Origin of the sequence: Gilliamella sp. Nev5-1, assembly GCF_001690895.1 — a bacterium.
In the GTDB taxonomy this organism is placed as follows: Bacteria; Pseudomonadota; Gammaproteobacteria; order Enterobacterales; family Orbaceae; genus Gilliamella; species Gilliamella apicola_C.
In genome coordinates this window covers 27,272-44,132 of record NZ_LZHO01000005.1, presented here as the reverse complement: position 1 = coordinate 44,132, position 16,861 = coordinate 27,272, and the positions used below count along the sequence as shown (strand labels likewise).

Annotated in this window: 16 protein-coding genes; 9 read left to right on the top strand and 7 right to left on the bottom strand. The window is 33.2% G+C overall.

Features of this window, described 5'->3' with window-relative positions:
- Positions 1–286: 286 nt before the first annotated feature.
- The 3 genes from A9G41_RS00430 (at position 287) to A9G41_RS00420 (ending at position 3,292) form a co-directional block, all read left to right on the top strand.
- Entirely contained in the window at positions 287–1,939 is a 1,653-nt protein-coding gene (locus A9G41_RS00430; protein ID WP_065581862.1) for an AAA family ATPase, read from the top strand.
- A 114-nt stretch (positions 1,940–2,053) separates the two neighbouring features.
- Complete coding sequence (gene fabA, locus A9G41_RS00425) at positions 2,054–2,575, top strand: bifunctional 3-hydroxydecanoyl-ACP dehydratase/trans-2-decenoyl-ACP isomerase (RefSeq protein WP_065581835.1); 522 nt, start codon at positions 2,054–2,056, stop codon at positions 2,573–2,575.
- 204 nt (positions 2,576–2,779) lie between these two features.
- The gene (locus tag A9G41_RS00420; protein WP_081295687.1) at positions 2,780–3,292 is read left to right on the top strand and encodes a thermonuclease family protein; all 513 of its coding nucleotides are present in this window, start codon (positions 2,780–2,782) and stop codon (positions 3,290–3,292) included.
- Between the two features lie 20 nt (positions 3,293–3,312).
- Here A9G41_RS00420 and A9G41_RS00415 read toward each other — a convergent pair whose 3' ends face one another.
- The 6 genes from A9G41_RS00415 to A9G41_RS00390 all read right to left on the bottom strand — a co-directional run bounded on the left by A9G41_RS00415 (position 3,313) and on the right by A9G41_RS00390 (position 10,877).
- Entirely contained in the window at positions 3,313–3,591 is a 279-nt protein-coding gene (locus tag A9G41_RS00415; RefSeq protein WP_065581834.1) for a DUF5339 domain-containing protein, read from the bottom strand.
- Between the two features lie 167 nt (positions 3,592–3,758).
- Positions 3,759–3,968 (bottom strand): transcription antiterminator/RNA stability regulator CspE, encoded by a 210-nt coding sequence (gene cspE, locus A9G41_RS00410; protein ID WP_034909833.1) that lies wholly within the window; start codon positions 3,966–3,968, stop codon positions 3,759–3,761.
- A gap of 577 nt (positions 3,969–4,545) precedes the next feature.
- On the bottom strand, positions 4,546–6,210 hold the full coding sequence (locus tag A9G41_RS00405) for a hypothetical protein (protein ID WP_075539171.1): 1,665 nt from the start codon (positions 6,208–6,210) through the stop codon (positions 4,546–4,548).
- Between the two features lie 584 nt (positions 6,211–6,794).
- Complete coding sequence (proC, locus tag A9G41_RS00400; protein WP_065588237.1) at positions 6,795–7,604, bottom strand: pyrroline-5-carboxylate reductase; 810 nt, start codon at positions 7,602–7,604, stop codon at positions 6,795–6,797.
- A gap of 343 nt (positions 7,605–7,947) precedes the next feature.
- The gene (locus tag A9G41_RS00395; protein ID WP_179854666.1) at positions 7,948–9,381 is read right to left on the bottom strand and encodes a hypothetical protein; all 1,434 of its coding nucleotides are present in this window, start codon (positions 9,379–9,381) and stop codon (positions 7,948–7,950) included.
- A gap of 551 nt (positions 9,382–9,932) precedes the next feature.
- Positions 9,933–10,877: a type IV pilus twitching motility protein PilT gene (locus A9G41_RS00390; protein WP_065582556.1), complete on the bottom strand. Its 945-nt coding sequence runs from the start codon at positions 10,875–10,877 to the stop codon at positions 9,933–9,935.
- A 36-nt stretch (positions 10,878–10,913) separates the two neighbouring features.
- On the opposite strand from A9G41_RS00390, the gene A9G41_RS00385 reads away from it, so the two are divergent.
- Together A9G41_RS00385 and A9G41_RS00380 are read left to right on the top strand one after the other, a co-directional pair.
- On the top strand, positions 10,914–11,615 hold the full coding sequence (locus tag A9G41_RS00385) for a YggS family pyridoxal phosphate-dependent enzyme (RefSeq protein ID WP_075539169.1): 702 nt from the start codon (positions 10,914–10,916) through the stop codon (positions 11,613–11,615).
- A gap of 36 nt (positions 11,616–11,651) precedes the next feature.
- On the top strand, positions 11,652–12,209 hold the full coding sequence (locus A9G41_RS00380) for a YggT family protein (protein WP_065587891.1): 558 nt from the start codon (positions 11,652–11,654) through the stop codon (positions 12,207–12,209).
- Positions 12,210–12,296: 87 nt separating this feature from the next.
- Here the strand turns inward: A9G41_RS00380 and A9G41_RS00375 are convergent, their stop codons facing one another.
- A complete protein-coding gene (locus A9G41_RS00375) occupies positions 12,297–12,551 on the bottom strand; it encodes a helix-turn-helix domain-containing protein (RefSeq protein WP_065582559.1) in 255 nt (84 codons plus the stop codon).
- A gap of 151 nt (positions 12,552–12,702) precedes the next feature.
- Here A9G41_RS00375 and A9G41_RS00370 point away from each other — a divergent pair, with 151 nt between their 5' ends.
- The 4 genes from A9G41_RS00370 (at position 12,703) to purB (ending at position 16,839) form a co-directional block, all read left to right on the top strand.
- On the top strand, positions 12,703–13,392 hold the full coding sequence (locus A9G41_RS00370) for a LexA family transcriptional regulator (protein ID WP_065587892.1): 690 nt from the start codon (positions 12,703–12,705) through the stop codon (positions 13,390–13,392).
- Between the two features lie 258 nt (positions 13,393–13,650).
- Positions 13,651–14,763: a tRNA 2-thiouridine(34) synthase MnmA gene (mnmA, locus tag A9G41_RS00365; RefSeq protein ID WP_065582561.1), complete on the top strand. Its 1,113-nt coding sequence runs from the start codon at positions 13,651–13,653 to the stop codon at positions 14,761–14,763.
- 13 nt (positions 14,764–14,776) lie between these two features.
- Complete coding sequence (gene hflD, locus A9G41_RS00360) at positions 14,777–15,415, top strand: high frequency lysogenization protein HflD (protein WP_065567480.1); 639 nt, start codon at positions 14,777–14,779, stop codon at positions 15,413–15,415.
- 56 nt (positions 15,416–15,471) lie between these two features.
- Positions 15,472–16,839, top strand: coding sequence for an adenylosuccinate lyase (gene purB / locus A9G41_RS00355; protein WP_065582562.1), 1,368 nt, complete (start codon positions 15,472–15,474; stop codon positions 16,837–16,839).
- Positions 16,840–16,861: the final 22 nt, after the last annotated feature.

Below are 16,861 nucleotides of genomic sequence, written 5' to 3'. Positions count from 1 at the left end.
AGTGAAGCTAAATAAACAATAAATTTTGACTTAGTTTACCCGATTTTGAAAAATCTTTCTGTAAATTTTTTATTTGTTAGCATAAAGATTTTGGTAAGCTGTTGGCGATACTTCGGATACTTGTTATAATTTCAAGATGAAATAAGCTAACAAAAAGACAATAATTTTGGCCATTACACAACTCAACGCACAACAAATCCAACCTGATTTATCTTATTTTTCTAAACGCAAAAACACGACGAATACTTCAACAGTATTAGCATCAGAAAAATCAGAACATTTACTCATGTGGCAACCTCGCGCTGCATCTGCTTTATCCCTGTTATGCTCCCCAAAAAGAGAATGTTATAGCCCACGTTTTATATTGCTTAAAGCACCTGAAAGTGAGCTTCTTTTTGATTTACTAAGGCAAGCCATTAAATGTGATTTATCACCAGCCCCGCTCGGTTATAGTTATTTTTTTAGCGAAAGTAAAATTACACTAACCAAAGCGAAAAGCAAGCAAGATAATTTTGCAGCTCAAGACAATTGTTTATTTGCCTCTTCTGTTGATACTGAAAAACTTTTTGGTTGTGTTAGACAACCTGAACATGGTCCAATTAAATTACAAGCAGGCCTTGTTCATCGTGCTAATGGTGGCGTTTTAATTTTAGGTCTTCGCTCGTTACTTAGCCAACCATCGCTATGGACAAAGCTAAAGCAAATGGTCATAAAACAAGAATTTGAGTGGAGTTCATCTGACGAATCTCATCCTTTACCCTTATCTATTCCGCCTATGCCACTTGATTTACGTATTATTTTAGTCGGGGATAGATTAAGTTTAGCAGAATTACAAGATTTCGAACCTGAATTTTATTCAACATCTATTTACACTGAATTTGAAAATGAATTACAGATTAAATCATCTGAACAACTTGAACACTGGGTTAAATACTTAAAATTTATTGCCCATAAACAGCAATTACCTGATATTGATACCTCGGCTATAGCAAAAATTTACAAAGTAGCAACTCGCTATACTGGTGACCAATATTACCTCCCCTTGTCTGTTGATTGGGTTAATTCATTATTAGTCAATGCAACTTACTTTATGCAAAATAATGTAATAGATGAATCAGCGATTACAACTGCGATAAAGAAAAAGTCATGGCACGAAGATTATTTGCAAGATAGAGTGCATGATGAAATCTTTAGTAATCAAATAATGATTAATACGAAAGATCAAGTCGTTGGACAAATAAATGGTTTATCGGTAATTGAATATCCTGGACATCCAAAAGCGATTGGTGAACCGACACGTTTAAGTTGCCTTATTCATTTTGGCGATGGTGAACTCATTGATATTGAACGCAAAACAGAATTAGCTGGTAATATTCATTCAAAAGGAATGATGATAATGCAGGCCTTTATCATGTCTGAGTTTGCATTTAATCACCAATTACCTTTTTCGACTTCTTTGGTTTTTGAACAATCATATAGTGAAATTGATGGTGATAGTGCTTCACTTGCCGGACTTTGTGCAATCATTAGCGCTTTATCTCAGCAACCTATCGATCAGCAATTGGCTGTAACCGGTTCAGTGGATCAATTTGGTCATGTTCAAGCAATTGGTGGTGTTAACGAAAAAATTGAAGGATTTTTTGCCGTTTGTCAGCATCAAGGCTTAACAGGTCAACAAGGAGTGATCATACCAGCTACCAATCAACGCCATCTAAGTTTAAGTGATAAAGTCATTGAAGCTATTGAACAAGAGAAGTTTTCAATATGGACAGTTGAACATATTGCCGATGCTCTTTATTTGCTTACAGGTATTCCGTATAAAGATAAAAGTAATATCAATCTTTACCAATTAATTCACGCACGTATGCAGGCAGCATTATTACAAGACAAAAAACAAGATAGTTGGCTAACTAAATGGCAAAAATATTGCAAAAAGTAACAATACCCAATAAACTTTAGCCCAAAATTTTATTCATTATGGAATAAATAAGAACTAGGTAACTTTCAATTTTTTTAAGCATGTTTTAATTTATATTAAATAAAAGGTTTTTTTATGACATTTGAACGTAAATCATCGTACGATAAAGCAGATTTAATTAAATCAGGAAATAATGAACTATTTGGCCATGATGGTCCCCCATTACCATCTGATTTAATGTTAATGATGGATCGTGTTATCGAGATGAATGAAAACGGTGGTAATTTTGGTAAAGGTTTTGTCGAGGCGGAACTTGATATTAATCCTGATTTATGGTTTTTTAAATGTCATTTTAAAAACGATCCAGTTATGCCTGGCTGCCTAGGACTTGATGCTATGTGGCAATTAGTGGGATTTTATTTAGGCTGGATTGGCGGTAAAGGTAAAGGACGAGCTTTAGGTGTTGGTGAAGTAAAATTCACCGGACAAGTATTACCAACAAATAAAAAAGTGACTTATAAAATCCATTTTAAGCGCGTAATTAACCGTAAATTAATTATGGGTATTGGTGATGGTGAAGTTTTTGTTGATGGAAAATTAATTTACCAAGCATCTGATTTAAAAGTAGGTTTATTCCAAGATACCAATACTTTTTAATTTAAAAGTCTCCCTACCTCAATCAGCCATACACAATATAAGTGTGGCTGAATATAATGCTATTTTCTTATTAAAAATAATTTATCATTGCTAAGTTAGATTTTGTTTATCATGGTATAAACACAGAAGCAGTCATGAAACAAATAGCTAACTATCAAGTAAAAATATCATCACAACGTCGTAAGTTTCAATAATCAATGTATAATGCTACAAATTATTATACCTTTTTTATTTATCATGAATTGTTTAAAACACTTATTGATTTTTATTATTTTGTTTTGTTTATCAAATACACTAGCTTATGCCGATTTCAGTGGTAAAGTTGTCAGAGTGATTGATGGAGACACAGTAGATATTTTGACGGTAAAAAAGCAAAAAATTCGTGTTCGATTACTTGATATTGATGCGCCAGAAAGAGGGCAAGCCTTTGGTGATGCATCACGAGAACATTTAGCCTCACTCATTGCGGGTAAAAATGTTTTTGTTAAAGAAAATAAAAAAGATATCTATAAAAGAACTTTAGGTACTATCTTTTTTAATAAGGTGAATATCAATGCCAAAATGGTAGAAAGTGGTTATGCTTGGGCTTATCGTTATAAAGGGATCGCTGACAACAAGATAATGGTAAAATTAGAGGAAAATGCAAAACAAAACAAAAAAGGGCTATGGAAAGATAAATATCCAATAGCCCCTTGGGATTTTCGTCATAATCAATGATAAATTGGCTTATAAAACACTTATTTTTTAATTAAAATTGCATCAATTTGTTTAAGTAAATTGATGCCTTGTTTACAAGCTGATTCTTGTTCAGTTTCTGGCATTGAAGGAATTTGTTGTTTAGCGTTTTCTAAATTTTGTTTTATCATATTGGTTTGTTGCTTTGTTGCAGTATTTTCAGGGATAGCTTTCACTATACTGTCAACTTTATCAAAATAAGCATTACATGATTGAGATGAATCAGCCATAGCAACCGACGAAAGACCTAATAATGCAATAGATAATACTAACTTTTTCATTATTTTCTTTGTATCATATGTTTATTCATGACCTCATTAAAAATGAGAATAATCTATGTTATAAAATAGCTAATTAATGATAAAGGATTTAAGGCGGGAAGTCTAATAACTAAACATCTTACCAGTAAATGTTTACTGATAAGATAATAAAAGATAAGGCGTAAATCTTAGATAATGGTTACATCTGCTGCCGCAGGGCCACGAGGACTGTCTTGAATTGAGAATTCTACTTGTTGACCTTCGCCTAACGTTTTGAATCCATCACCAGAAATTGCCGAAAAATGTACAAATACATCTTTACTACCATCAGCAGGTGAAATAAAACCAAAACCTTTACTTTCGTTGAACCACTTAACTTGACCAGTTTTCTTAGACATAATAATCTTCCTATAAATAAATTAATCTTAGCCACTAAGGCTATATTCAAAAACATAAAACCTAGATTACTCATTAACACTAAGAAGAAGATACTGAAGAAAACTAATCTTTAAGACATAGTAAACTACAAACTACATATATCGAAATGTTACAAAATAAATCCGCATGTCGTATGCTTGGGTCTATTTACTCATAATTAGTTTACTAATGCAAGCAATCTTTTAAAAGATTTATTAGTCACTCACAAATAAAACAATCAATAATTGCTAATCCAATCACATAACATTATAAATTTAAAGCTTATTTTCTTAATAATCCATATTTAACAGAGCCATCAATTAACTCATTAATAAATATTAACCAAAAAGCTAGAATCTTTCCAGTTGCACTAACAACGATACCAATTAAATTTTAGCACAATCTCGGTTTTAACAATAAAACTCAGTAATGTTTGTAAAATAATTAATTCTTTATCAGTAATTTCTGTATTTGATGCGACCAACTATTTAGCAGAAGATAGAGACTTTTCCTGCTAAATAGTTACAATTAAATGTATGTTCAAAACATAAATACCAATTAAGGAGTAACGCAGGCTACTCTATAATCTTGATCCGAATGATCTCTATCACCAACACCACCAGTATTGGCCTCTACAACATAATTATAGTGCCAACGATTTTGATCATCTGAAGTCCAATAAATGGCTCTAGAATCTCCCCAAGCGGGATCGCCAACACGAAAATATTCCCAATCACTGTCTTTATAGTAAAGCTGTGTCATACGCCCCCATTCACTAAGTAATCCCCCCATCCAATAACCATTCGCTTTATAACTAATTTTTCTCAGATAAAACGGTTCAACTATACCTATTTGCCAGTTGACTCTACTGGCCCTTCCATTAGTAAAATCAAGTACTTTTATTATCCGATACCCACCACCATTAAAATTATTACAAAATGCTACTGCATTTTGATACCCACCTGCACCACCACCTTTTTTAGCTATATACCAACGCTCAAGCTTAAAACTATATAATGGTTGATTATTTGCATCTCGCCAATAAAATGTCGAAGGTGTAAAAGCTCCGGGATTTTCTAAACTTGGACCCGTTAAGGTAATTTTGACTAAACCAGTAGGAGAACTATTTTCCCTATGTAATTTGAGCGTTACTCCTCCTTTGGAAATTGTATCACCATTCGTATTAATAAATTCTTGCGCTTTCATTCCTGCAACACTCAAGTAAAAAAATAAATTATGAGAGCCTGTGGTTGGAAAGTTTGCCCCAGGATTCGCTGGATTATAAGCATAAAATCCTCTGTACTTATTCCATTCACCATTACCTGCGTTAATAGATGAAATCGCACCATTATAAGGGATTTTACCCGAGTGAAAATCAAACTCTAAATTTGGTTTTGCGTAACAAAACTTAGGTTTATCTACCTTTGGATAAAGGAAATAGGTATGTTTTCCTCCCGTAAAATGACCTCCTTGAGATGGTATGCCATATTCTGTTTCAATACTCATATCCCCAACTTCTAACGTCAATTTATAAGGTGCATCACACCCATTAAGTAAGCTATTGGCATTGTGCTTCACATAATCAGTAATATCTTGCCCTTCTATATTTTCCCATTTTATTTTTAATTTACTCGAATTGACACGATGAAATGTATCGCCATCATCATCCTTCCAATAATCATTGTCATCAATGACTTTATCTGCCAATACCTCTGGATAATTTTCATGAGGCACTAATGTCTTGATATCTGCAAAAGTGGCTGAAAGTTTATCTAATACTAATGGTTTTTCCATACTTGAGCTATCATTTGATACAGTAACAATTTTGTTTCCAGGCAATGTTACTGATAATAAGGGACTAACTGAATCTGCATGAGTCGCACCGCCATCAAAGGTTAAATAGGGCGAACTACCATGGATCTTTTTTACCGTCACAGCGGATAATGCTGACATAGCATTATTCGATATCATTAATCCAAATAATGCCCAAATTGCTTGGGAAATATAACGTTTAATCTGTGAATTGGGTGATATTATGCACAAACAAGCTTGATGACAAACAAATTGTATAAAAACTTTAAAAAACAGCGGGATATGTAAAGTTATTTTTTTTAGTTGTTCAAATTGTGTGCTGTGTGCTGTGTGCTGTGTGCTGTGTGCTGTGTGCTGTGTGCTGTGTGCTGTGTGCTGTGTGCTGTGTGCTGTGTGCTGTTCTTTCTTCATTATATCATTTCCTATCTCATTTTTCAAAAATTTCCCACTTGCTTTTGCCTTTATAAAATTAAATTAACAAGCTAGTAACTAATAATTTATTAATTACTCTTTCTTAATTCACTTTTAATATATTTTATTTTTAGAGCCTGAAATAAATAGCTAATAACTAGCATAAATAATGCATTAGATTATAAACATAAAAACGTATCGCTTTAAAGTAAATAAACTTATTTTTTGTTAAGATTTGTAAATTTAGCTTTTTTATTTATGAATTATATTGATAGAGTTAAATTTATAGCTGATAATCGAAAATTAAAAGTCTGTAATATTTTGTTAAATATTTTCGCACATCAACAATATAATAACTAGTATTAATTTACTAGTTATTATTTTACCTATTCAAATCATCAAGTATTTGTTGCCATTTTTTAAATTAATATTGTTCATAGCTAAAGAAAGATGTTTTATTCACTCTTCATTAAACACTTTTTCTATATTGCTCACGCCCAACAATGATTAATATTTAATCATATTTTTGTTTTGCAATGCCATTAAAATTACTTAATAAATATAAAATATAGATAATTTTATATTTACTTTTCCGCAAGATATTTAGATTTATTAACCGTTGCTTCCACAGCATCAATCACAGCTGACCGAAAGCCTTTAGCTTCAAGCATTTGCACTCCCTCAATTGTAGTGCCAGCAGGTGAGCAGACCATATCTTTTAATTCACCTGGATGTTTACCTGTTTCTAATAATAGTTTTGCCGATCCTAAAACTGCTTGGGCAGCAAACTTGTAAGCTTGTTTTCTTGATAATCCGCCTTTAACCGCGCCATCAGCTAGTGCTTCAATAAACATAAACACAAAAGCGGGGGAAGATCCACTTGCACCAATAACTGCGTCAATTAAATCTTCAGGAACAACTTCTGTTTCACCAATACAATTTAATAATTGTTGAACAGCAGATAATTCTTCATCCGTAATTTCGGTATTGGGAGTAATTGAACACATTGCGGCATTAACAAGTGCTGGTGTGTTTGGCATAACTCGTATAATTTTTTGCTCATAACCTACACATTTGGCAATTGTTTTAATGGTAACACCTGCCGCAATTGAAATAACGATGGTATTTTTCTTTAATTCTTTTTGAATATCAACAAGTACATCAACAATCACATTAGGTTTAACCGCAATAAAAACTATATCGGCCTCACGAGCAACATCTCTTGCTGAATCGAGATCATTTACTGAATAAGTTTGATTAAGAACTTGACCTTTTTCCGGATGATGATCATAAACATAAATTTGTGTTCCTGGCACAATATTACTACCCAAAATACCTTGCAATATGGCATTTCCCATGTTACCTAAACCAATAAAACCAATTTTTTTTTCCATTTATTTATCACCTTTTAATATCAATGCTTTTTCACAATTATAGAATATTTTTTTGATACAAAACTCACTTTTTAACAATATAGTTTATTGTTAACTATATTCATAAGTATTTTTAAATCTAAAACTAATTTCTATTAAAGTGTGTGATCAATAGTTGTTAAACATTTTACTTTTTAAATAAGAAAAGTAGCATTTGCTGGCGTATTGTCTAAAAACTAATTAGCAATCAGATTAGTTCTTAGTTTACATCTGTATGAACTCTATTGATTATCTAGACAAAAAATTGGGTTCTTTACTTGTCTAAATAATCATGATTAGATCTGTTTTAGATGATAACTACAAATTAAGGAGTAACGCAGGCTACTCTATAATCTTGATCTGAATGCCCTCTATCACCAACAAGCCCATTATTAGCCTCTACAACAAAATTATAGTTCCAGTAATGTTGATCTGATGTCCAATAATATGCACGGTTGATTGCATCCCAATTAGGATCACCTACTTTAAAAAACTCCCAATCACTGTCTTTGTAGTAAATTTGAGTCATACGCCCCCATTCGCTAAGTAATCCTCCCATCCAATAACCATTTTCTTTATAACTAATTTTTCGTAAATAAGTTTCGTCTATTATACCATTTTGCCAATTAACACTTTCTGCTCGATTTGAATTAGAAAAGTCCAGCACTTTAATTACACGATACCCGCCACCATTAAAATTATTACAAAACGTTACAGCATTTTGATAACCGCCTGCACCGCCTTTTTTAGCTACATACCAACGCTCTAATCTAAAACTATACAATGGGCCATTGTTTTTATCGTGTAAATAAAATGTTGAAGGAATAAAGGAACCAGGGTTATTCTCCTTAGGGCCCATTAAGGTAATTTTGACTAACCCTGTCGGTAGCGTATTTTCAGCATTTAACGCTAATGTTACCCCTCCCTTCGAAATTGTTCGACCATTCTTATTCACAATATCTTGTGCTTTCATTCCTGCAACACTCAAGTAAAAAAATAAATTATGAGATCCTGTGGTTGGAAAATTTGCTCCAGAATTCGCTGGATTATAAGCATAAAACCCCCTATGCTTATTCCACTCGCCATTTCCTGCGTTAATAGAAGAAATCGCGCCGTCATAAGGGAGTTCGCTAGAATGAAGATCAAACTCTAAATTCGGTTTTGCGTAACAAAACTTAGGTTTATCAATTTTAGGATAAATATAATAGGTATGTTTCCCACCTGTAAATTTACCACTTTTTGATGGTATACCATATTGAGTCACTATTTCAATATCATCTAATTTTAAGGTCAGTTTATAAGGCGCATCACACCCATTCAATACGCTATTTGAGTTGTTTTTTACATAACTAGTTATATCTTGACCTTCCAAATTTTGCCAGTTAATAGTTAATTTACTTGTGCTTGTGTGATTAAGCTTATCGCCATCATCATCTTGCCAATAACCATTATTATCAATAACTTCATCGGTTAATATATTTGGATAGTTTTTAAATGGTACCAATGTTTTTATATCAGCAAAAGTAGCAGATTTTTTATCTAATATTATCGGACTTTCCATACTTGATTCATCTTCTAATGCATTAATAACTTTATTATCAGGCAGCGTAATTGACAATAATGGAGAAACAGAATCAGCATGCGAACGTCCACCATCAAAAGTTAAGTATGGCGCACTACCATAAATCTCTTTTGTTGTTACAGCAGATAAAATTGACGCCACGTTATTAGATATTATTAAACCGAATAGCGCCATCATAATTTTGAAAACATTATGTCTAATATTTAAAAGAATATGTATTAACTCAAGAATATTACCATATGCTTTAGTTATTTTTATTAAAAATACAGGTTTTATTTGTTGTACAAAATTTAAAAATATTATTAGGTGTGTATTATGATAAGGAAAGCACTGGAAAACCTTAAAAAATGATGAAATCCATAATGGTAGTGTTAACTTTCGGCATTGTTCAAATGTGTGTGCCTGTGTGCCTGTGTGCCTGTGTGCCTGTGTGCCTGTGTGCCTGTACTAACATTATATCATTTTCCTTCCATTTTTCAAGTTACAGCTTCCTAACAAATTAAATTTATTTAATAAATTTAATTTGTTAGCTAATTTTATAATACCTAGACTAGGTGAATCGCTTTCATAAATAGAATATATAAGAATCGCTCAATTATAACTAAAAAGCACACAGTTAAAAAATAAAAAAAACTATTTTTTGTAAAGATTTGTAAAGATCTACTTTTATTTATTCGTTGTTATCATTCAAAAATTAGATTGGCATAGAACTGTATAATAGCTAATCACTAATTATCAGCCATAATTTGCATGCCATACTGTTGCCCGGTCTGCATAATCGAAAAAATTTGTTTAATTTTTCCTTCACTAATCAAATTACTAATAGCTGGCGTATTGATTAGAATTTCAAACAACGCTTTACGTCCTTGTTCGGTAGGCACTAGTTTTTGGCTTATAACAGCTCTTAAACTGTTAGCTAATTGTGTACGGATAAAATCATGTGAGTTGCTTTCAAATACATCAATCATACGATTTATGCTTTGAATAGCAGAATTTGTATGCAAAGTAGCAAAAACTAAATGACCAGTTTCAGCGACAGTTAATGCTGCTTGAATTGCGTGTTTATTGCGTAATTCACCTAATAATATAATATCAGGATCTTGCCTTAAAATACTATCAATAATGGCATGATCAAAATAAGTAAGTTCTCTTTGCTGAACTAATGAATTTTGACTTTGATAGATAAATTCAATAGGATCCTCTAGTGTAATAATGTGCTTAGATTGGGTCAAATTGATGTGCTGAATTAATGATGCAAGCGTGGTTGATTTACCACTTCCGGTCGAACCAGTAACTAATATTATACCTGTTTCGTACTTTATTAGTTTCTTAAAAACCTCTGGTGCGCCTATCTCAGATAGATCGGGAATATAGTTTTTAATTATTCGAAATACAGCCGAAATGCCTCGTTGTTGATAAAAAATATTGACCCTAAATCGACCTATTCCAGCAGCTTGATAGGCCAAATCGATTTGTCTATTTTGTTGTAATTGTTTTTTTTGCACTTCGTTTAGTAACTTTAATAATTCAATTTCCAAATTTAATGATAACAATTTTTCTTTTGATAAAAGCTGAAGTTGCCCATTAATGCGAATTCGTACAGCTTCGCCACTTGAAAGATGCAAATCTGAAGCATTTTGCGTTACACTAAGCGCTAATATCGAGTTTAACATTACAATTAACCTAATAATTATTAATTGGGAATAAAAATGAATACAATACATGACAATTTATTGGCTATTAGAAATGAAATTGAAACAATTGCATCAAAATGCAAACGAGATCCCAATACAATAGAACTTATTGCAGTTAGTAAAACTAAACCAGTACAACAGATCACAGAAGCAATAAGTGCTGGACAATTTTCTTTTGGTGAAAATTATGTTCAAGAAGGCATAGAAAAGATCCAATATTTCAAAAAAACTATGTCATCCCAACTTTTAACTTGGCATTTTATTGGGCCTTTACAGTCGAATAAAAGTAAATTAGTGGCAGAAAATTTTGACTGGATGCATACCATTGATCGCTTTAAAATTGCTCAACGTTTAAATGATCAGCGTCCTACATCCATGGCTAAATTAAATGTACTAATTCAAGTCAATATTAGCCAAGAAGCCAGTAAGTCAGGAGTTGCTCCTGAAGAAGTTGCGGGTTTAGTAAAACAAATTATTGCGCTACCCAATCTAAATTTACGCGGATTAATGGCCATTCCTGAAATAGAAGATGATTTTGGCAAACAATTAAATGTCTTTACCAAAATGCAGAAACTTTTGCATTCTTTACAAGCTGATTATCCATTTATGGACACATTATCCATGGGCATGAGTAGCGACATGCAAGCTGCGATTGTTGCAGGTAGCACGATGGTTCGTATTGGTACTGCTATCTTTGGGGCAAGACAGTATTTGTGATATATTGCCAAAATATATTTAGTTAAGGAGTTTTAAATGACATCACTTTATTTTTTAGGGAAATCGGTCTTAACGGCATGTTTATATATTTTAATTTTACGCTTATGGATGCAACGGGTACGTGTAAATTTCTATACCCCTTTTACCCAATTTATTGTTCGCATTACTCAACCCGTTATTGGCCCATTACGTAAAGCTATTCCATCAATTGGACGTATAGATACCGCTACTTGGTTGCTGTTATACCTATTTGCATTGATTAAAATTATTTTTATTTGTCATTATGGAATAATTAACACGCCAATTTGGTCTAGTGAATATCTTCTCTATGCTCTTGCAGCAATAGCTCATGCGTTTGGATATTTATTATTTTGGCTATTGTTATTTCGAGCAGTTTTAAGTTGGGTTAGTCGCGGGCAATCAAATGCAGATGAGCTTCTTGCTCAGTTAACGGAACCTTTTATTGCACCTATACGACGTATTGTGCCACCGATTGGTATGATTGATATTTCATTTATGATTTTTGTGTTTATTCTGATGTTTTTAAATATGTTCGCTGTCGATATTTTTGGCTATTTGTGGTTATTACTTTAAAACAAAATAAAAGGGAGCAATAGCTCCCTCAGATTATTTGTAAACCTCAATATAATTCACAGTATATTTTGCAAAAAAACAAAATAATCACATTTTAGTATTTTTTATATTTATATTATTTTGACCTTTTGATTGATAACGTGATGGCCAAATTTTTTCAACAGGAACTTGCAAATATTCAGAAATAATTCGCTCGTATTTAGGGCAATGTCGATATAATGCATTTCTCAAAGTATCGGCCTGCAATCCGCTAGCTCTCGACAATGCTCTTAAATTACCCCCTCTTATTTTAATTTCACCTACAACTCTAGATGGTGTCCAGTCTTGATCTTGTCCTCTCATTATGAGATCCTCTATTAGTTAAATTTTTGCTATTGTAAAGATTATCGGTATTACAATGCTCAAAATGTAAGAAATCACCTAGCAAAGAATAGCACATAAAAAAATGAATTAAAATAACAAAAACAAAAAAACACATGGAAAGGGACATAAAATGGCCAAAAACAACATAAAAAAACAATATGAAAAAGAAAAAACACGAGCACTAACCGATACAGGAGTAATTAATTTTAGAAATAGATTAAATCTAGTATTAGAAGGTATATCAGGTAATGCCTTTGCTAAAAAAGTTGGTATGTCGGAAGCTGTAATACGGGATTACCTGTCAGGGAAAACCTATCCAGCATTAAATAGACTAGCTATTATTGCCCAAAAATGCGATATTCCGATTGAGTGGCTAGTAACAGGTAAAGGTGAATGCCGTTTATTGCCAGAATCCGAACGTCACAGTTTTGTGCATATCCCATTTCACCATTTAAACGAAACGAATAAATCTTATTCAAAAATTGAATCAATTCCTTTTGATATTAACTTAATAAAACATCAATGTTGTGACTACGAAGACTTAGCTGCGGTATGGGCAAAAGGTGACAGTATGGAACCTACAATATCAAACCATGATATTCTTATTATCAACAAAACCTATTGCAAACCGATTGATGGCTACTTATATGCGGTAGAATATGAGGATCAAATTAGTATTAAGCGCATTCAAAATCAAGGTGCTAATTTAGCGTTACTTTGTGACAACCCTAAGTACCCTGCAATCATTGGTGATAAATCTGAATCTCAAGACTTTAAAATTATAGGTCTTGTTGTTTACTTATTGAAAGATCTTAACTAACTCTAATTAAGTATCTAAATAAAAACAGCTTTATGAATTTGAACTAATAAGGCTGTTTTAATTCCTTGTGATATCGTTTTTTTCCGTGGATGATAAAATATCAAAACTTTCAGAAAAAATGCGGTTTAGTACAATATTAACGCAAAAACCAAACTAACATGACAATCGCTATTAGCATAACTTTATGCTTTTTTCCTCTAGTTATGTTAAAATTAACATCAAATTTTTTTATTAATTTTACCTATTAATATAATCATTATGCCAAATATAAACACTCAAAAAAAAGTCGTTGTCGGTATGTCTGGTGGTGTTGACTCTTCTGTCTCTGCTTATTTATTACAACAACAAGGATATAATGTTGTTGGACTATTTATGAAAAACTGGGAAGAGGACGACACAGAAGAATATTGCTCAGCCGCTGCTGACTTAGCAGACGCCCAAGCTGTTTGTGATAAATTAAACATTAAACTACATACTATTAATTTTTCTGCCGAGTATTGGGATAATGTTTTTGAACATTTTTTATCTGAATACAAAGCAGGACGCACACCAAACCCTGATATTTTATGTAATAAAGAAATTAAATTTAAAGCATTTCTTGAATACGCAGCTGAAGATCTTGGTGCTGATTACATTGCAACTGGACATTATGTACGCAAACGAGAAGTAGATAATAAAGTTGAGTTACTGCGAGGTATCGACAACAATAAAGACCAGAGTTATTTTCTCTATACTCTTAGTGAATCGCAAATCCATCAAAGTTTATTTCCCGTTGGTGAACTTGAAAAACCTGAAGTGCGTAAAATTGCACAGCAACTTGGTCTAGTTACTGCAACTAAAAAAGACTCAACTGGTATCTGTTTTATTGGAGAACGCAAATTTAGTGACTTTTTAGCACGATATTTACCCGCTCAAGCAGGTAAAATTCGTACTGTCAATGGCGAGGTGATTGGTCAGCATCAAGGCCTTATGTATCATACGTTAGGACAACGAAAAGGCTTAGGAATTGGTGGACTGAAACAGGCAGATGACACGCCATGGTATGTTGTTGATAAAGATCTAACCAATAACGAATTGATTGTAGCGCAAGGTCATGATCACCCCGCACTGTTTTCAAATGGGTTAACTGCGCAGCAACTACATTGGGTTGACCGTAAAGTGGTAACCCAGCCATTTAGTTGTACCGTAAAAACACGCTACCGCCAACAAGACATAGCCTGCCAAGTTACTCCATTAACTGATGACAAAATCGAAGTTATTTTTGATAGCCCTGTTGCAGCTGTAACGCCAGGTCAATCAGCAGTATTTTATAACGGCGAGGTGTGCCTTGGTGGTGGTATTATAGAAGAACGAATAAAAGGCAGTAAGTAAGGAGTTCTAAAAAGTGAATAATAAATACCATCATATTGCTATTGCGCTTGCTGGTGCTGTACAAAGCGCAATATTAGTGCCTCAACTTGCTAACACTGGTGTTTGCAGTACCATAATTTATGAACAAGCAATAAAAAGCGTTTTTAAAATTACTCCAAAGACTACAGACGATGTTTATGATGGCATTGAAAACATCAAAACAGGATTACAAACATTAATACAACTATTATCATCGGGACAAAAAGAACAAACCCAAATTATTCGTTACCTGTTTGGCACACTTAGCATTACAAGCAAACTACTAAAAAATAATGACGCATTAGATAAGATAGATCAGCGATTAAAACGTATATCATCACTTTATCCCGATATAAGTGATGAAATTGTTAGAGCTCATATTGATGACCTATCTTATTCTTTAGCGGGAATTTATTCCGATATCATCAGCCCTATATCAACTAAAATTAAAGTGATTGGCAAAGTCGAGTTTTTGCAAAACACATTAGTGCAAGCTAAAGTAAGAACAGCACTTTTGGGTTGTGTTCGATCCGCCATTTTATGGTATCAAGTTGGTGGCAATCGTTTTCAACTTATTTTTAACCGCAAGCGCATTTGTAGCGCTGCACAGCAGCTATTAGAGCAAATTAATTGAGCAAACTAGCTTACACTTTATAACTGATATTTCAAAATAGCAACGGAGTTAAACCGATGGAATTATCTGCACTTACAGCCCTTTCTCCTATTGATGGGCGTTATGGCGAAAAAACAAGAGAATTACGCACCATTTTTAGCGAATATGGTTTATTAAAATACCGTGTCCAAGTCGAGATTTGTTGGCTAAAAAAATTAGCCTCACAAGCAGATATTTTAGAAATTCCAGCCTTAAGCCAATCAGCTATCAATCATCTGAACCAAATTATTGAACAATTTAGTGAACAAGATGCAAATCGCATTAAAAAAATTGAAAAAACAACCAATCATGATGTCAAAGCGGTGGAGTATTATTTAAAAGAAAAGGTCAGCACTAACGAGGAATTACACGCAATCAATGAATTTATTCATTTTGCCTGCACATCAGAAGACATTAACAACTTATCTTATGCATTAATGCTAAAAACAGCTAAAGAGTCTGTCTTAATTCCCTATTGGAATAAGCTAATTGATAACATTACCGCACAAGCAAAAGCTTATCGGGACTTACCACTACTTTCAAGAACACACGGTCAACCAGCTACACCCACAACAATCGGTAAAGAATTTGCCAATGTAGCTTACCGCCTAAAACGCCAATTAAAACAGTTACAATCGGTTGAAATATTGGGGAAAATTAACGGAGCGACAGGCAACTATAATGCACATATTGTGGCTTATCCACAAGTAAATTGGCATAAATTCAGTGAAGATTTTGTTTACTCACTAGGGCTAACATGGAATCCTTATACCACACAAATCGAACCTCATGACTATATTGCAGAATTCTTTGATTGTGTAGCACGCTTTAATACCATTCTAATCGACTTTGATCGTGATATTTGGGGCTATATTGCATTAAATCACTTCAAGCAAAAGACTATTGCAGGTGAAATAGGCTCTTCTACAATGCCACATAAAGTTAACCCGATTGACTTTGAAAACTCAGAGGGCAACTTAGGGCTTGCCAATGCTATCATAAAACATTTAGGCAGCAAATTGCCAATTTCTCGCTGGCAACGCGATCTAACTGACTCAACAGTCTTACGTAATCTTGGAGTTGGCATTGGTTATGCCATTATCGCTTACCAATCAACTTTAAAAGGATTAAATAAACTTGAAGTCAACGAGGCTTATTTACTTGAAGAGCTTAACTGTAATTGGGAAGTGCTTGCCGAGCCTATTCAAACAGTTATGCGTCGTTATGGAATAGAAAAACCCTACGAAAAATTAAAAGAATTAACTAGAGGGAAACGTGTTGATGCACAAGACATTAAACTGTTTATCGACTCTTTAGCTTTGCCCGAAGCTGAAAAAATACGATTAAAACAGCTAACCCCTGCTAACTATATCGGTTACGCAACGAGTTTTGTTGACAAACTATAATAATAACCGCTTAAATTTAATA

Excerpts from the sequence above, each read along its gene's own strand:
- A9G41_RS00385 (WP_075539169.1), top strand. The coding sequence starts at position 10,914 with ATGAATACAATACATGACAATTTATTGGCTATTAGAAATGAAATTGAA.
- A9G41_RS00420 (WP_081295687.1), top strand. The coding sequence starts at position 2,780 with ATGCTACAAATTATTATACCTTTTTTATTTATCATGAATTGTTTAAAA.
- cspE (WP_034909833.1), bottom strand. The coding sequence starts at position 3,968 with ATGTCTAAGAAAACTGGTCAAGTTAAGTGGTTCAACGAAAGTAAAGGT.
- A9G41_RS00395 (WP_179854666.1), bottom strand. The coding sequence starts at position 9,381 with ATGATGGCGCTATTCGGTTTAATAATATCTAATAACGTGGCGTCAATT.
- A9G41_RS00375 (WP_065582559.1), bottom strand. The coding sequence starts at position 12,551 with ATGAGAGGACAAGATCAAGACTGGACACCATCTAGAGTTGTAGGTGAA.
- A9G41_RS00370 (WP_065587892.1), top strand. The coding sequence starts at position 12,703 with ATGGCCAAAAACAACATAAAAAAACAATATGAAAAAGAAAAAACACGA.
- A9G41_RS00405 (WP_075539171.1), bottom strand. The coding sequence starts at position 6,210 with ATGAAGAAAGAACAGCACACAGCACACAGCACACAGCACACAGCACAC.
- A9G41_RS00380 (WP_065587891.1), top strand. The coding sequence starts at position 11,652 with ATGACATCACTTTATTTTTTAGGGAAATCGGTCTTAACGGCATGTTTA.
- A9G41_RS00415 (WP_065581834.1), bottom strand. The coding sequence starts at position 3,591 with ATGAAAAAGTTAGTATTATCTATTGCATTATTAGGTCTTTCGTCGGTT.
- fabA (WP_065581835.1), top strand. The coding sequence starts at position 2,054 with ATGACATTTGAACGTAAATCATCGTACGATAAAGCAGATTTAATTAAA.
- proC (WP_065588237.1), bottom strand. The coding sequence starts at position 7,604 with ATGGAAAAAAAAATTGGTTTTATTGGTTTAGGTAACATGGGAAATGCC.
- mnmA (WP_065582561.1), top strand. The coding sequence starts at position 13,651 with ATGCCAAATATAAACACTCAAAAAAAAGTCGTTGTCGGTATGTCTGGT.
- purB (WP_065582562.1), top strand. The coding sequence starts at position 15,472 with ATGGAATTATCTGCACTTACAGCCCTTTCTCCTATTGATGGGCGTTAT.
- A9G41_RS00430 (WP_065581862.1), top strand. The coding sequence starts at position 287 with ATGTGGCAACCTCGCGCTGCATCTGCTTTATCCCTGTTATGCTCCCCA.
- A9G41_RS00390 (WP_065582556.1), bottom strand. The coding sequence starts at position 10,877 with ATGTTAAACTCGATATTAGCGCTTAGTGTAACGCAAAATGCTTCAGAT.